Annotated in this window: 9 protein-coding genes; 2 read left to right on the forward strand and 7 right to left on the reverse strand. The window is 56.7% G+C overall.

The genetic code is table 11. The features are described 5' to 3' along the window. Positions 1 to 134 precede the first annotated feature (134 nt). Positions 135 to 1,244, forward strand: a complete 1,110-nt coding sequence (locus ACOTXF_RS13080; RefSeq protein ID WP_008499625.1) for an SDR family oxidoreductase — start codon at positions 135 to 137, stop codon at positions 1,242 to 1,244. 53 nt (positions 1,245 to 1,297) lie between these two features. Here the strand turns inward: ACOTXF_RS13080 and eno are convergent, their stop codons facing one another. The 5 genes from eno to rlmD form a co-directional block, all read right to left on the reverse strand. Then, positions 1,298 to 2,596: a phosphopyruvate hydratase gene (gene eno / locus ACOTXF_RS13085; RefSeq protein WP_003862715.1), complete on the reverse strand. Its 1,299-nt coding sequence runs from the start codon at positions 2,594 to 2,596 to the stop codon at positions 1,298 to 1,300. A gap of 82 nt (positions 2,597 to 2,678) precedes the next feature. Continuing rightward, the gene (gene pyrG, locus ACOTXF_RS13090) at positions 2,679 to 4,316 is read right to left on the reverse strand and encodes a glutamine hydrolyzing CTP synthase (protein WP_008499626.1); all 1,638 of its coding nucleotides are present in this window, start codon (positions 4,314 to 4,316) and stop codon (positions 2,679 to 2,681) included. A gap of 223 nt (positions 4,317 to 4,539) precedes the next feature. Beyond that, positions 4,540 to 5,331, reverse strand: coding sequence for a nucleoside triphosphate pyrophosphohydrolase (gene mazG / locus ACOTXF_RS13095; protein WP_023344816.1), 792 nt, complete (start codon positions 5,329 to 5,331; stop codon positions 4,540 to 4,542). A 65-nt stretch (positions 5,332 to 5,396) separates the two neighbouring features. After that, positions 5,397 to 7,628: a GTP diphosphokinase gene (relA, locus tag ACOTXF_RS13100; protein ID WP_008499628.1), complete on the reverse strand. Its 2,232-nt coding sequence runs from the start codon at positions 7,626 to 7,628 to the stop codon at positions 5,397 to 5,399. A 51-nt stretch (positions 7,629 to 7,679) separates the two neighbouring features. After that, the gene (gene rlmD / locus ACOTXF_RS13105; RefSeq protein ID WP_023294454.1) at positions 7,680 to 8,978 is read right to left on the reverse strand and encodes a 23S rRNA (uracil(1939)-C(5))-methyltransferase RlmD; all 1,299 of its coding nucleotides are present in this window, start codon (positions 8,976 to 8,978) and stop codon (positions 7,680 to 7,682) included. A gap of 57 nt (positions 8,979 to 9,035) precedes the next feature. Between rlmD and barA the strand changes: the two genes are divergently transcribed. Further along, positions 9,036 to 11,795 carry a two-component sensor histidine kinase BarA gene (gene barA, locus ACOTXF_RS13110; RefSeq protein WP_196343355.1) on the forward strand — a complete coding sequence of 920 codons (2,760 nt, stop codon included), beginning with the start codon at positions 9,036 to 9,038 and terminating at the stop codon, positions 11,793 to 11,795. Between the two features lie 89 nt (positions 11,796 to 11,884). Here the strand turns inward: barA and ACOTXF_RS13115 are convergent, their stop codons facing one another. Beyond that, entirely contained in the window at positions 11,885 to 13,024 is a 1,140-nt protein-coding gene (locus tag ACOTXF_RS13115) for a glycerate kinase (protein ID WP_045417785.1), read from the reverse strand. 77 nt (positions 13,025 to 13,101) lie between these two features. After that, on the reverse strand, positions 13,102 to 14,439 hold the full coding sequence (gene gudD, locus ACOTXF_RS13120; protein ID WP_045417782.1) for a glucarate dehydratase: 1,338 nt from the start codon (positions 14,437 to 14,439) through the stop codon (positions 13,102 to 13,104). Position 14,440: the final 1 nt, after the last annotated feature.

Here is a 14,440-nt window from a genome sequence, read left to right on the forward strand (position 1 = left end):
TCCAATATCTCCACCTGAATTCCTTTCCTTAAAATAAGCTTAAGATGCTGTCGATTTCGGCGTTTTATTATTTAAATGCCGTTTACTTTTGCACGCCTACAATCCGCCTCATCAATCATAATGAGACGGTATTAATGAAGATGTTAATGATTACAGGCGTGACGGGGTTTCTGGGCGGTGCAGTACTGGAAAAAATTCTGACCAGCGATCAATCCGTAAAACTGCTTTTGCTCGCGCGTGCCAGCGATCCGCAGAGCGGGCTGGAGCGCGTGCTGGAGAACATGCGCAAGTTCAACGTTCCTGAGGACAAACTGGCCACTCTGAGCGTGGACAATATCCTCATTGGCGATCTCAGCCAGCCTGAAGCCTTCCTGAACGATCCGCGTCTGGACCAGGTCACGCATGTCGTGAACTGTGCAGCTGTTGCCTCATTTGGTAACAACCCGCTCATCTGGAAGGTCAACGTGGAAGGAACGCTGGCACTGGCGCGCCGCATGGAGCAGGTTTCAACGCTACAACGCTTCCTCCACGTGGGCACGGCAATGTCATGTACGCCGGAGCAGGATTCCCTGGTCGCCGAAAGCGCCGAATTCAGAGAGAATGCTGAACACCTGGTGGAATACACGTTTTCGAAGTCAACCATCGAACAGCTGATGCGCCAGGAATGTCCGAACCTGCCGCTGCTCATCGCGCGTCCGTCCATCGTTGTCGGCCATACCCGCCACGGCTGCACGCCCTCGAGCAGTATTTTCTGGGTCTTCAGCATGGGCCTGATGCTGCAGAAGTTTATGTGCTCGATGGAGGACCGGATCGACGTTGTCCCGGTGGATTATTGTGCCGACGCGCTGTTAATGCTGCTCAACAGCAACGCGCGTCCGGGGGAAGTGGTACACATTTCGGCCGGAGAAGAGAACAGCGTTCGCTTTGCGGATATTGATAATGCGATGGCGCAGGCGCTGGAGAAAGCCCCCGTCGGCGATAAGTACGCGCAGGTCAGCTACGAAACGCTGGTCAGAATGCGCCGTGAACTGAAAACGATTTTTGGCCCGTGCAACGAACGTCTGATGCTGAGAGCCATGCGGTTATACGGTGCGTTTGCCACGCTTAACGTGCGCTTCAGCAACGATAAGCTGCTGAGCATGGGGATGCCGAAGCCACCCCGGTTTACGGATTACATTGCCCGCTGCGTGCAAACCACCCGGGGGCTGACCATTCCGGAGCAAATGGCGGTCGATTTTAAATAGCCCAAAAAAATGCCAGTCATTCGACTGGCATTTTCATGTTAAGGCTTAGGCGATTATGCCTGGCCTTTGATCTCTTTACGACCGTTGTATGGTGCTTTTTCGCCCAGCGCTTCTTCGATACGAATCAGCTGGTTGTATTTAGCAACACGGTCAGAACGGCTCATAGAACCCGTTTTGATCTGGCCAGCAGCGGTACCCACAGCCAGGTCAGCAATGGTCGCGTCTTCAGTTTCGCCAGAACGGTGAGAGATAACCGCGGTGTAGCCAGCGTCTTTCGCCATTTTGATCGCAGCCAGCGTTTCGGTCAGGGAACCGATCTGGTTGAATTTGATCAGGATGGAGTTAACGATGCCTTTCTCGATACCTTCTTTCAGGATCTTGGTGTTGGTTACGAACAGGTCGTCACCCACCAGCTGGATTTTGTCGCCCAGTACTTTAGTCTGGTATGCGAAGCCAGCCCAGTCAGACTCGTCCAGACCGTCTTCGATAGACACGATTGGGTACTGTTTGGTCAGGTCTTCCAGGAAGTGAGTGAACTCTTCGGAGGTGAACGCTTTGTTGCCTTCGCCAGCCAGAACGTATTTACCGTCTTTGTAGAATTCAGATGCTGCACAGTCCATCGCCAGGGTGATGTCTTTGCCCAGCTCGTAGCCCGCTGCTTTTACCGCTTCAGCGATAACAGCCAGTGCTTCTGCGTTAGAACCCAGGTTTGGCGCATAGCCACCTTCGTCACCCACAGCCGTGTTCATACCTTTAGCTTTCAGAACTTTAGCCAGGTTGTGGAACACTTCAGAACCCATACGTACTGCTTCTTTCAGGGATTTCGCGCCAACTGGCTGAATCATGAATTCCTGAATATCAACGTTGTTGTCTGCGTGCTCACCACCGTTGATGATGTTCATCATTGGTACAGGCATGGAGTATTTGCCTGGGGTGCCGTTCAGTTCAGCGATGTGCTCGAACAGTGGCATACCTTTAGCCGCCGCAGCCGCTTTGGCGTTCGCCAGGGAAACGGCCAGGATTGCGTTCGCACCGAAGTTAGATTTGTTTTCAGTACCGTCCAGATCGATCATGATCTTGTCGATGCCAGCCTGATCTTTGGCATCTTTGCCAACGATAGCCTGAGCAATAGGACCGTTAACAGCGCCAACCGCTTTCAGTACGCCTTTGCCCATGAAACGGGATTTGTCGCCATCACGCAGTTCCAGCGCTTCGCGGGAACCGGTAGAAGCACCTGATGGAGCAGCTGCCATACCGACGAAACCACCTTCCAGATGAACTTCGGCTTCAACGGTCGGGTTACCACGGGAGTCGATGATTTCACGACCGATGACTTTAACGATTTTGGACATTAGATTTTCCTCAGTACAAGTTAAACTAAAACTCCAGACAAACAACGCGTACCAAAGGTACGCGTTGCCGTTCTAACTTTTTTTACTTCGCCTGACGCTTCTGGTAGTCGCTGGCGGCTTTCACGAAGCCTGCAAACAGCGGATGCCCGTCACGTGGCGTTGAAGTAAATTCCGGGTGGAACTGGCAGGCGACAAACCACGGATGGTTTGGCACTTCGATGATCTCGACTAACTGATCATCCCCGGAGCGGCCCGCAACACGCAGACCCGCAGCTTCAATTTGTTTCAACAGCATGTTGTTGACTTCATAGCGGTGACGATGGCGCTCGGTGATGACCGGCTCGCCGTACAGCTTGCGAACCACGCTATCGTCAGTCAGCTGGCAGGCCTGTGCGCCGAGACGCATAGTGCCACCCAGATCGCTCTTCTCGGTACGGACTTCGACGTTACCGTCTTCATCACGCCATTCAGTGATAAGCGCCACAACAGGGTACTTACAGTCTGGCACAAATTCCGTAGAGTTCGCGTTTTCCATTCCCGCTACGTTGCGCGCAAATTCGATCAGCGCAACCTGCATACCCAGACAGATGCCGAGGTATGGAATATTGTTTTCACGCGCATAACGCGCGGTGGCGATCTTACCTTCTACACCACGGTAGCCGAAGCCGCCAGGGATAAGGATAGCATCCAGATCTTTCAGGATTTCAACGCCACGCGTTTCAACATCCTGCGAATCAATCAGCTTGATGTTCACGGAGACACGGTTCTTCAGACCACCGTGTTTCAGCGCTTCGATCACGGACTTATAGGCATCCGGCAGCTCAATGTACTTGCCGACCATACCGATAGTCACTTCGCCTGCCGGGTTGGCTTCTTCGTAAATAACCTGTTCCCATTCAGACAGGTTTGCTTCCGGACAGTTCAAGCTGAATCGTTTACAAATATAATCGTCCAGACCCTGTGATTTCAACAGGCCCGGGATTTTATAAATGGAATCGACATCTTTCATTGAAATAACGGCTTTTTCAGGCACGTTACAGAACAATGCAATTTTCGCACGTTCGTTCGCCGGAATGGCGCGATCGGAACGGCAAACCAGGATGTCAGGCTGAATACCGATAGAGAGCAGCTCTTTAACAGAGTGCTGGGTCGGTTTGGTTTTCACTTCACCTGCCGCCGCCATGTAAGGCACCAGCGTCAGGTGCATGAACAGCGCGTGTTCACGACCAATGTCTACCGCCAGCTGACGAATCGCTTCGAGGAACGGCAGGGATTCGATATCACCCACGGTACCGCCGATTTCAACCAGCACAACGTCATGCCCTTCGCCACCGGCAAGGACACGCTCTTTGATGGCGTTAGTGATGTGTGGGATAACCTGCACGGTCGCGCCCAGATAGTCACCACGGCGCTCTTTACGCAGAACGTCAGAGTAGATGCGGCCAGTCGTGAAGTTATTACGACGGGTCATTTTGGTACGAATGAAACGCTCGTAGTGGCCAAGATCCAGATCGGTTTCAGCGCCGTCTTCAGTAACGAACACTTCCCCGTGTTGGGTTGGGCTCATGGTGCCAGGATCGACGTTGATGTACGGATCCAGTTTCATCATGGTCACATTGAGGCCACGGGCTTCAAGAATGGCTGCGAGGGAGGCTGCGGCAATGCCTTTACCCAGAGAGGATACGACCCCGCCGGTCACAAAAATATAGTTCGTTGTCATGCTGAACCTGAGAAGTTAGGGTGAAACGATGGAATAACCAGGACGGGAAAGTAGTATACCCGAACACGGCGAGCGCCACAAACTTTCATTCTCCGTCTCCATTCCAGGCCATGACAAACATAAGGAGTGAGAAAATAGCCCCTTTTGGGTAAATGTTTTTGACGCAAATCAAGCGCTTGTCATTTAAAAAATCACACAAATTGCGCTTGATCGCAAAATTTCGTTAGAGATCAGATTCCTGGCGCTTTACTTCCTGCCAGACTTCTTCCATCGCGTCGAGGTCAATACCGCTCATTTCCAGGCCTCGCGAGGCGACAATCCGCTCCACTTCGCGAAAGCGGCGTTCGAACTTAAGGTTGGCTTTTTGCAGCGCCGTTTCCGCTTTTACACCCAGGTGGCGAGAAAGGTTGACGGTCGCAAACAGCAGATCGCCCATCTCTTCCTCAAGCTTTGCTTCATCCACCACCGCCTGCTGCGCTTCGTGCATCACCTCGTCAATCTCTTCGTGCACTTTATCCAGCACCGGGCCGAGGGAGGTCCAGTCAAACCCCACGGCGGAGCAGCGTTTCTGGATTTTGTGCGCGCGCATCAGCGCGGGCAGGCTCAGCGGAATGTCGTCCAGCGCGGAGTGCTGGGATTTTTCTGCCCGCTCGGCGCTTTTGATCTGCTCCCAGCGGGCCAGGACTTCGCTGCTGGTCCCTGCGGTAGCGTCACCGAAAATATGGGGATGACGGCGCTCAAGCTTGTCGCTGATGGCAGCGCAGATATCGTCAAAGTTAAAGCGCCCCTCTTCCTGCGCCATCTGCGCGTAGAACACGACCTGGAAAAGCAGATCGCCCAGCTCGCCGCGCAGGTCGTCAAAATCTTCACGGGAAATGGCGTCCAGCACCTCGTAGGTCTCTTCAAGGGTGTACGGGGCGATGGTGGCGAAAGTCTGCTCTTTGTCCCACGGGCAGCCGTTTTCCGGGTCGCGCAGGCGTTTCATGATGCCGAGCAGGCGGTCGATTTGAGTCATAATACTGTCCTGATGAAAAATGCCGGGTAGCGGCGTTGCCTTACCCGGCCTACGGAAGAGGATGTTTAGCCGCCGTGCAGACGACGCGCGTCAATCACATCCGGCACCTGGTTCAGCTTGCCAAGCACTCGGCCCAGCACCTGCAGGTTATAGATTTCGATGGTCATATCGATGGTGGCAAGCTGCTCGCGGGTATCGCTGCGGCTGGCGACGCCCAGCACGTTGACCTTCTCGTTGGCGAGAATGGTCGTAATGTCGCGCAGCAGGCCGCTGCGGTCGTTGGCGGTGACGCGCACCACCAGCGAGTAGCCGGCGGAGTAGCTCTCGCCCCAGACCGCTTCCACGATGCGCTCCGGCGCATGGGACTGCAGCTCGGCAAGCTGGTCGCAGTCGGAACGGTGAATCGAAATTCCGCGCCCCTGAGTGATAAAGCCAACGATATCGTCGCCTGGAATTGGCTGACAGCAGCGGGCAATGTGGTGCATCAGGTTACCGACACCTTCGACCACCACGCGGCCGTTGTCTTTGCTGCGCTGCTGCGGCGCGTAGGTTTTCTGCTGCAGTTGCTTCAGCGCCGCCGCGTCCTGCTCTTCCGCGCTTGGCTTATTGAACTGCGCCTGCAGGAAGTTCACCATCTGATTCAGACGAATATCACCGCCGCCAATCGCCGCTAACAGCTCATCAAGCTCGTTGAAGTTGTAGCGCGGCAGCAGGAATTTCTCCGCCTCTTTCAGGCTGATCCCGATATGCTCCAGCTCGTCGTCAAGGATCTGGCGACCGGCAAGGATATTCTTGTCTCGATCCTGTTTACGGAACCAGGCGTGAATCTTCGAGCGCCCGCGGCTGGTGGTGACATACCCCAGGTTCGGGTTAAGCCAGTCCCGGCTCGGGTTCGGCTGCTTCTGGGTAATGATTTCAATCTGGTCGCCCATCTGCAGCTGATAGGTGAACGGTACGATACGCCCGCCAATTTTCGCCCCGATGCAGCGGTGCCCCACATCGCTATGGATGTGGTAGGCAAAATCGAGCGGCGTAGAGCCGGCCGGCAGGTCGACAACGTCCCCTTTCGGGGTAAAGACGTAGACGCGATCGTCAAAGACCTGGCTGCGCACTTCGTCGAGCATCTCGCCGGAATCGGCCATCTCTTCCTGCCACGCAATCAGCTTACGCAGCCAGGCAATGCGGTCTTCGTGGCCAGAACGCGCCCCGCCGGACGTGCCTTCTTTGTATTTCCAGTGCGCGGCAACGCCCAGCTCGGCGTCCTCGTGCATCTGTTTGGTGCGGATCTGAATCTCGACCGTTTTACCGCCAGGGCCAAGCACCACGGTATGGATTGACTGATAGCCGTTCGGTTTGGGGTTGGCGACATAGTCGTCAAACTCATCGGGCAGATGGCGGAAGTGCGTGTGCACTATCCCCAGCGCGGCGTAGCAGTCCTGCAGACGCTCCGCCACGATACGCACGGCGCGCACGTCAAACAGCTCGTCGAAGGCGAGGTGTTTCTTCTGCATTTTGCGCCAGATGCTGTAGATGTGCTTTGGTCGACCGTAGACTTCGGCGCGCACGTTCTCTTCTTTCATCGCCTGGCGCAGGCCGCCGACAAACTCCTCGATATAGTGCTCGCGGTCGATGCGGCGCTCGTGCAGGAGTTTGGCAATCCGTTTGTATTCCGCCGGGTGCAGATAGCGGAAGCAGTAATCTTCCAGCTCCCACTTCAGCTGACCAATCCCCAGCCGGTTCGCCAGCGGCGCATAGATGTTTGTACACTCTTTGGCAGCCAGCACGCGCTCGTCTTCCGGCGCATCCTTCACCTCTCGCAGATGGGCAATACGCTCGGCCAGCTTGATGACCACGCAGCGGAAATCATCCACCATGGCCAGCAGCATCCGGCGAACGTTATCGACCTGCTCTGAGGAGACGGAATCCGTATGCGCGGCTTTGAGCTGACGAATGGCTGCCATATCGCGCACGCCGTGGATCAGCGCGACGACGGATTTTCCGACGCTGTCGCGCAGCACGTCTTCGCTGACCACGTCCGCATCCGCGAGGGGGAAGAGCAGCGCGGCCTGCAGCGTTTCGATGTCCATGTTCAGCATGGACAGGATTTCAACCATCTCCACGCCGCGCCACAGGAGAAGATCGGCGTCGGGATGCCCCTGCGTGGTGCGCAGACAATAGGCCCAGGTTTCGGTTAAGCGTTCACACGACTGCTGGCTGGAAATTCCCAGACTTGCGATCCATTTTTGTGGGTCAAACTCCCCAGCTTTATTGAGATGTGCACTTCTTACCGCAACCATTGTCCTCTCCTTTAGGGACCAGGGCCTGTCGAAGTCGACAAGCCAAACAAATTAGATGTGCTCGAACAACACCATCGATTCCAGATGCCCAGTGTGCGGGAACATGTCCAGCATTGCCAGACGCTGAATCTGGTAACCCGCGCTGAGTAGTGCCTCGCTGTCCCGGGCAAGCGTTGCCGGGTTACAGGAAACATAGACCACACGCTTTGGCGCGAGTTTAATAATATGTGCCATCACGCCCGGGGCACCGGCACGTGCCGGGTCGAGCAAAATTTTATCGAAGCCCTGCTTTGCCCACGGCTGTTGGGTGACATCGTCCTCAAGATTTTGATGAAAGAATGTCACATTTTGCAAGCCGTTCTGCCGCGCGTTCTCCTGCCCTTTCGCCACCAGCGCCTCAACGCCTTCCACACCGACGACGCTGGCCGCTTCTCGCGCCAGCGGCAGCGTGAAGTTGCCCATTCCGCAGAACAGATCGAGCACCCGGTCGCTTTTCTGAACGTCCAGCCACGCCAGCGCTTTCGCCACCATCTGCTGATTAACGCCATCATTAACCTGAATGAAATCCCGCGGGCTGAACGTTAAGCGTAGCCCGTTTGACGCATACCAGGGCGCCTCACCGGTAACCTGTTCAAGTATCTCGCTTTGTGGTGCAAGGAAAAGCGCCAGGTCGTGGGAATGCGAAAAGCGTTCCAGTTTTTCGCGATCTTTCTTCGACAACGGCGCGGTATGGCGCAGCACCATCAGCGGGCCATTGTTTGCCATGACCAGTTCGACGTGCCCAAGATGGCGTACGCCGTCCAGCCCGGAGAGGCAGATGCGCACTTCCGGAAGCAATGCCTCAAGATGGGGCACCAAAATGGGGCACTGCTTCACGTCAACGATGTCGCTGGAGCCGGCCTTGCGAAACCCCATCTCCAGCCGCTCCGTTTTTGGCTGATAGCTGAGGCTCAGGCGCGCGCGACGACGATAGCCCCAGGGCTCATCGGCAACAATTTCGTTAACGTCATGTTTGAGCAGACGCGCCAGCGCGCGGCTTTTGCTTTTTTGCTGTAATTCTGTGCTCGCATGCTGTTGCTGGCAGCCGCCGCACACGCCAAAATGGGGGCAGCGGGGTGCCACACGCTCCGGGCTATCGCTGAGGCGACGCTTAACCTGCCCGCGCGCAAACTGGCGTTTATCTTCCGTCAGCGTAATTTCTGCTCGTTCTGCTGGCAGTAAACCTGTTATAAACAGAGCCTTACCATTGTGGCGTGCCACTCCCTGGCCAAACGGATCGAGGTCCGTGGCCTCAACAGTGATGATTTGACGCGTCGTCACGCGTCGCTTTGCAGAGTAGAATTGCGCCATCGCCGAGATTTTTCTCACATAACCATAATTATCTTAATTGTCCCATAACGGAACGCCATGACCAACTACAGCCTGCGCGCGCGCATGATGATTTTGATCCTCGCCCCCACCGTTCTCATCGGTTTGCTGCTGAGTATCTTCTTTGTGGTGCACCGCTATAACGATTTGCAGCGACAGCTGGAAGATGCAGGCGCCAGTATTATCGAACCGCTTGCCGTCTCCAGCGAGTACGGCATGAACCTGCAAAACCGCGAATCCATTGGGCAGTTAATCAGCGTACTCCACCGCCGCCACTCGGACATCGTACGCGCCATTTCCGTTTACGACGAACATAACCGCCTGTTTGTGACCTCAAACTTTCATCTCGATCCTGCGGCCCTGAAAATCCCGGACGGTACGCCGTTCCCGCGCCACCTCACCGTATTGCGGCGCGGCGATATCATGATCCTGCGCACGCCGATCGTGTCGGAAAGCTATTCCCCCGATGAGTCTGCACAGTCCGACGCCAAATCCAGCAATAATATGCTGGGATATGTGGCGCTGGAGCTGGATCTCAAGTCGGTCCGGCTACAGCAGTACAAAGAGATTTTCATTTCCGGCGTGATGATGCTGTTCTGCATCGGCATTGCGCTGATCTTCGGCTGGCGCCTGATGCGCGACGTGACGGGTCCCATCCGCAACATGGTTAACACGGTTGACCGCATCCGCCGGGGACAGCTCGACAGCCGTGTGGAAGGGTTTATGCTGGGCGAGCTGGACATGCTGAAAAACGGCATCAACTCGATGGCGATGTCGCTGGCGGCGTATCACGAAGAGATGCAGCACAACGTTGACCAGGCGACGTCCGACCTGCGCGAAACGCTGGAGCAGATGGAGATCCAGAACGTTGAGCTGGATCTGGCGAAAAAGCGCGCTCAGGAAGCGGCGCGTATTAAATCGGAATTCCTTGCCAATATGTCGCACGAGCTGCGCACGCCGCTCAATGGCGTGATCGGCTTTACCCGTCTGACCCTGAAAAGCGAGCTCAACCCCACTCAGCGGGATCACCTGCATACCATTGAACGCTCGGCCAACAACCTGCTGGCGATCATTAACGACGTGCTGGACTTCTCCAAGCTGGAAGCGGGCAAGCTGATCCTCGAGAGTATCCCCTTCCCGCTGCGCAGCACGCTGGATGAAGTGGTGACGCTGCTCGCGCACTCGTCGCACGACAAAGGCCTGGAGCTGACGCTTAACATTAAAAACGACGTGCCGGATAACGTTATTGGCGATCCGCTGCGCCTGCAGCAGGTCATAACCAACCTTGTCGGGAATGCCATTAAGTTCACCGAAAGCGGTAATATCGACATCCTGGTAGAGAAACGCTCGATCAGCAGCAATAAGGTCCAGATTGAAGTCCAGATCCGCGATACCGGCATCGGTATTCCGGAGCGCGACCAGTCGCGTCTGTTCCAGGCGTTCCGTCAGGCGGACGCTAGCATCTCCCGCCGTCATGGCGGTACCGGTCTGGGGCTGGTGATCACCCAGCGCCTGGTGAACGAGATGGGCGGCGATATCTCATTCCACAGCCAGCCAAACCGCGGTTCAACCTTCTGGTTCCACATTAATCTGGACCTTAATCCGAACGTGCTGACCGATGGCCCGGTGACGGACTGCCTGAAAGGCAAGCGTCTGGCCTACGTTGAGCCTAACGCTGCGGCGGCGCAGTGTACGCTCGACATCTTAAGCACCACGCCGCTGGAGGTGGTCTACAGCCCCACCTTCTCGGCGCTTGCCGTAGAGCATTACGATATTCTGCTGATGGGCATTCCGGTCACCTTCACCGGCGAGTTGACCATGCAGCAGGAGCGCCTGGCGAAAGCCGCGTCGATGACCGACTACCTGCTGCTGGCGCTGCCGTGCCATGGGCAGCTCAACGCGGAAGAACTGAAAAACGACGGCGCGGCCGCGTGCCTTTTGAAACCACTGACCGCAACCCGTTTGCTGCCAGCCCTCACGGAATATTGCCGTCTTAGCCAGCATGCCCTTCCGCTGATTAACGATGAGCAAAAATTGCCGATGAGCGTGATGGCGGTGGATGATAATCCGGCCAACCTGAAGCTCATTGGCGCATTGCTTGAGGACCAGGTTCAGCATGTGGAGCTGTGCACCAGCGGCGCGCAGGCGATTGAACAGGCTAAGCAGATGCAGTTCGATTTAATCCTGATGGATATTCAGATGCCGGGCATGGACGGCATCCGGGCCTGCGAGCTGATCCACCAGTTGCCGCATCAGCAGCAAACGCCGGTTATTGCTGTCACCGCGCACGCGATGGCGGGCCAGAAGGAGAAGCTGCTGAGCGCCGGGATGAATGACTATCTGGCAAAGCCCATCGATGAAGAGAAACTTCATAGCCTGCTGTTGCGCTACAAGCCGGGTCATATTGGCGGAACGTACACGGTTTCCAGCGAACCGGTTGAAATCAGCATCAATCAAAACGCGACCTTTGACTGGCAGCTCGCGCTGCGCCAGGCGGCAGGTAAACCCGATTTGGCCCGCGACATGCTGCAAATGCTGGTCGCGTTTCTGCCAGAAATTCGCAACAAGGTGGAAGAGCAGCTGGTGGGTGAAAACCCGGAAGATCTGCTGGACGCAATCCACAAGCTGCACGGCAGCTGCGGGTACAGCGGCGTACCGCGGCTGAAAAACCTCTGTCAGCTTCTGGAGCAACAGCTGCGTGCCGGTACGCCGGAATCGGAGCTTGAACCGGAGTTCCTGGAGCTGCTGGATGAAATGGATAACGTGACGCGGGAAGCGATGAAGGTGTTGGGGAGCTGAGGTAAAAGCCCGGTGGCGCTACGCTTGCCGGGCCTACAGGTGCACTAACGTAGGCCGGGTAAGGCGAAGCCGCCACCCGGCAATCACAGTTAAAATGCCTGCCCCACTTTCAGCACCGCCGCGATATTCCTTGCGGCCATCCTGACGTTCTCGCCGGCATTTTCCAGCGCGTCTTCCAGCGTGCAGATGGTGTAGATCACGCTAAACACGGCATCAATGCCGTGATCGTGTACCACGCCAACGTCCGCCGTCAGGCTGCCTGCAATGCCAATAACGGGTTTGTTAAAGCGTTTTGCCACCTTCGCCACCCCCACCGGGACTTTGCCGTGGATCGTCTGGCTGTCAATGCGGCCTTCCCCCGTGATCACCAGATCCGCATCGGCCACCTGGTCGGCCAGGTGTAGCGCATCGGTCACGATCTCAATGCCCTGGCGCAGCTGCGCGCCGCAAAAGGCGTAGAGCGCCGCGCCCATGCCCCCTGCCGCGCCGCCGCCAGCAAGGTTCAGCACGTCGATATCCAGGTCCCGGGCAATCACGCTTGCATAGTGCGCAAGCGCGTTGTCCAGGGTGACGATCATCTCGGGTGTGGCGCCCTTCTGCGGGCCGAATACCGCTGACGCGCCATCCTTCCCGGTAAGCGGATTGGTTACATCGCAGGCCACCTCAATCCGGCATTCCACCAGACGCTTGTCCAGCCCGCTCAGGTCGATACGCGCGAGTTTTCCCAGCTCGCCCCCGCCCAGCCCAAGAGGCTGTTCATTGTCGTCCAGCAGCTTCGCCCCCAGCGCCTGCACCATCCCTGCGCCGCCGTCATTGGTAGCGCTGCCGCCAATGCCAATAATAATATGCTTAACGCCCGCATCCAGCGCGTGACGAATCAGTTCGCCCGTGCCCCAGGAGGTGGTTTTCAGCGGATTACGCTGCGAAGGCGCAACCCGCTCCAGGCCGCTTGCCGCCGCCATTTCAATAAAGGCGCTCTGCTTATCACCGGACAAGCCATAAAACCCCTCCACGCGCTCGCCCAGCGGGCCGGTCACCGGAACATGCACAATGCTTCCCTGCGTTGCCGCGATCATCGCCTCAACCGTCCCTTCGCCACCGTCCGCGACCGGCAGCTTCACGTAAACCGCCTCGGGAAAGATCTCGCGAAAACCACGTTCTATCGCTGTCGCAACCTCAAGCGCACTCAAACTTTCCTTATACGAGTCCGGTGCGATAACAATTTTCATAAGCCATCCTTACGCATAGTCGTTACGTTAAGCATACACCACGTAAAAGACCGCTAATGGGAGCGGTCCCAATGCGTTTATCGTACCATGCACGGGCGTTTATTGTCGAATGTCCAGTCAGGGATCAGATACTGCATCGCCATCGCATCGTCGCGTGCCCCCAGACCGTGTTTCTGATACAGCTCATGGGCCTTCATGACCTGATCCATATCCAGCTCAACCCCCAGCCCCGGCGTAGAAGGCACCTGCACCATGCCACCTTTGATCTCAAACGGCTGCTTAGTAAGACGCTGATTACCTTCCTGCCATATCCAGTGGGTGTCGATAGCAGTGATCGTGCCCGGCGCAGCGGCGGCGACGTGCGTGAACATCGCCAGCGAGATATCGAAGTGGTTGTTGGAGTGCGAACCCCAGGTCAGGCCAAACTCATGGCACATCTGCGCCACGCGAACCGACCCCTGCATCGTCCAGAAGTGCGGGTCAGCCAGCGGAATATCGACTGACTGGAGGGATAAGGTGTGTCCCATCTGACGCCAGTCGGTCGCAATCATATTGGTCGCGGTCGGCAGCCCCGTAGCGCGACGGAATTCCGCCATCACTTCACGGCCAGAGAAGCCTTGCTCAGCCCCGCACGGGTCCTCCGCGTAGGCCAGCACGCCTTTCAGCTGCTTGCCGATCGCAATCGCTTCATCAAGGGACCAGGCCCCGTTCGGATCGAGCGTCACGCGCGCCTGCGGGAAACGTTTTGCCAGCGCGGTGACGGCTTCCGCCTCTTCTTCCCCGGCCAGCACGCCGCCCTTCAGTTTGAAATCGTTGAAGCCATATTTTTCGTATGCCGCTTCCGCCAGGCGCACCACCGCATCCGGGGTCATTGCCTCGTCGTGGCGAAGCCGGTACCAGTCGCATTGTTCATCCGGCTGGCTCTGATACGGCAGTGGCGTCAGCTTGCGGTCGCCGACAAAGAACAGATAGCCCAGCATTTCCACTTCGCTACGCTGCTGCCCCTCGCCCAGCAGCGACGCAACGTTAACGCCCAGATGCTGGCCCAGCAGATCCAGCATCGCGGCTTCAATGCCGGTCACCACGTGGATAGTGGTGCGCAGATCGAAGGTCTGCAGACCCCGGCCCCCGGCATCGCGATCGGCAAAGGTGTTACGCACGGTGTTGAGGACATTTTTGTACTCACCCAGCGTTTTGCCCACCACCAGCGGAATGGCGTCCTCCAGCGTGTTGCGGATCTTCTCCCCGCCCGGAATTTCACCCACGCCGGTATGGCCGGCATTGTCTTTGATAATGACAATGTTGCGGGTAAAGAACGGCGCGTGCGCGCCGCTCAGGTTCATCAGCATGCTGTCATGGCCCGCAACCGGAATGATTTGCATGGAAGTGACGACAGGGGTCGTAAAAGTACTCATC

The sequence above is a fragment of the Enterobacter cloacae complex sp. IR53041 genome, from assembly GCF_049238285.1.
Classification (GTDB): domain Bacteria; phylum Pseudomonadota; class Gammaproteobacteria; order Enterobacterales; family Enterobacteriaceae; genus Enterobacter; species Enterobacter roggenkampii.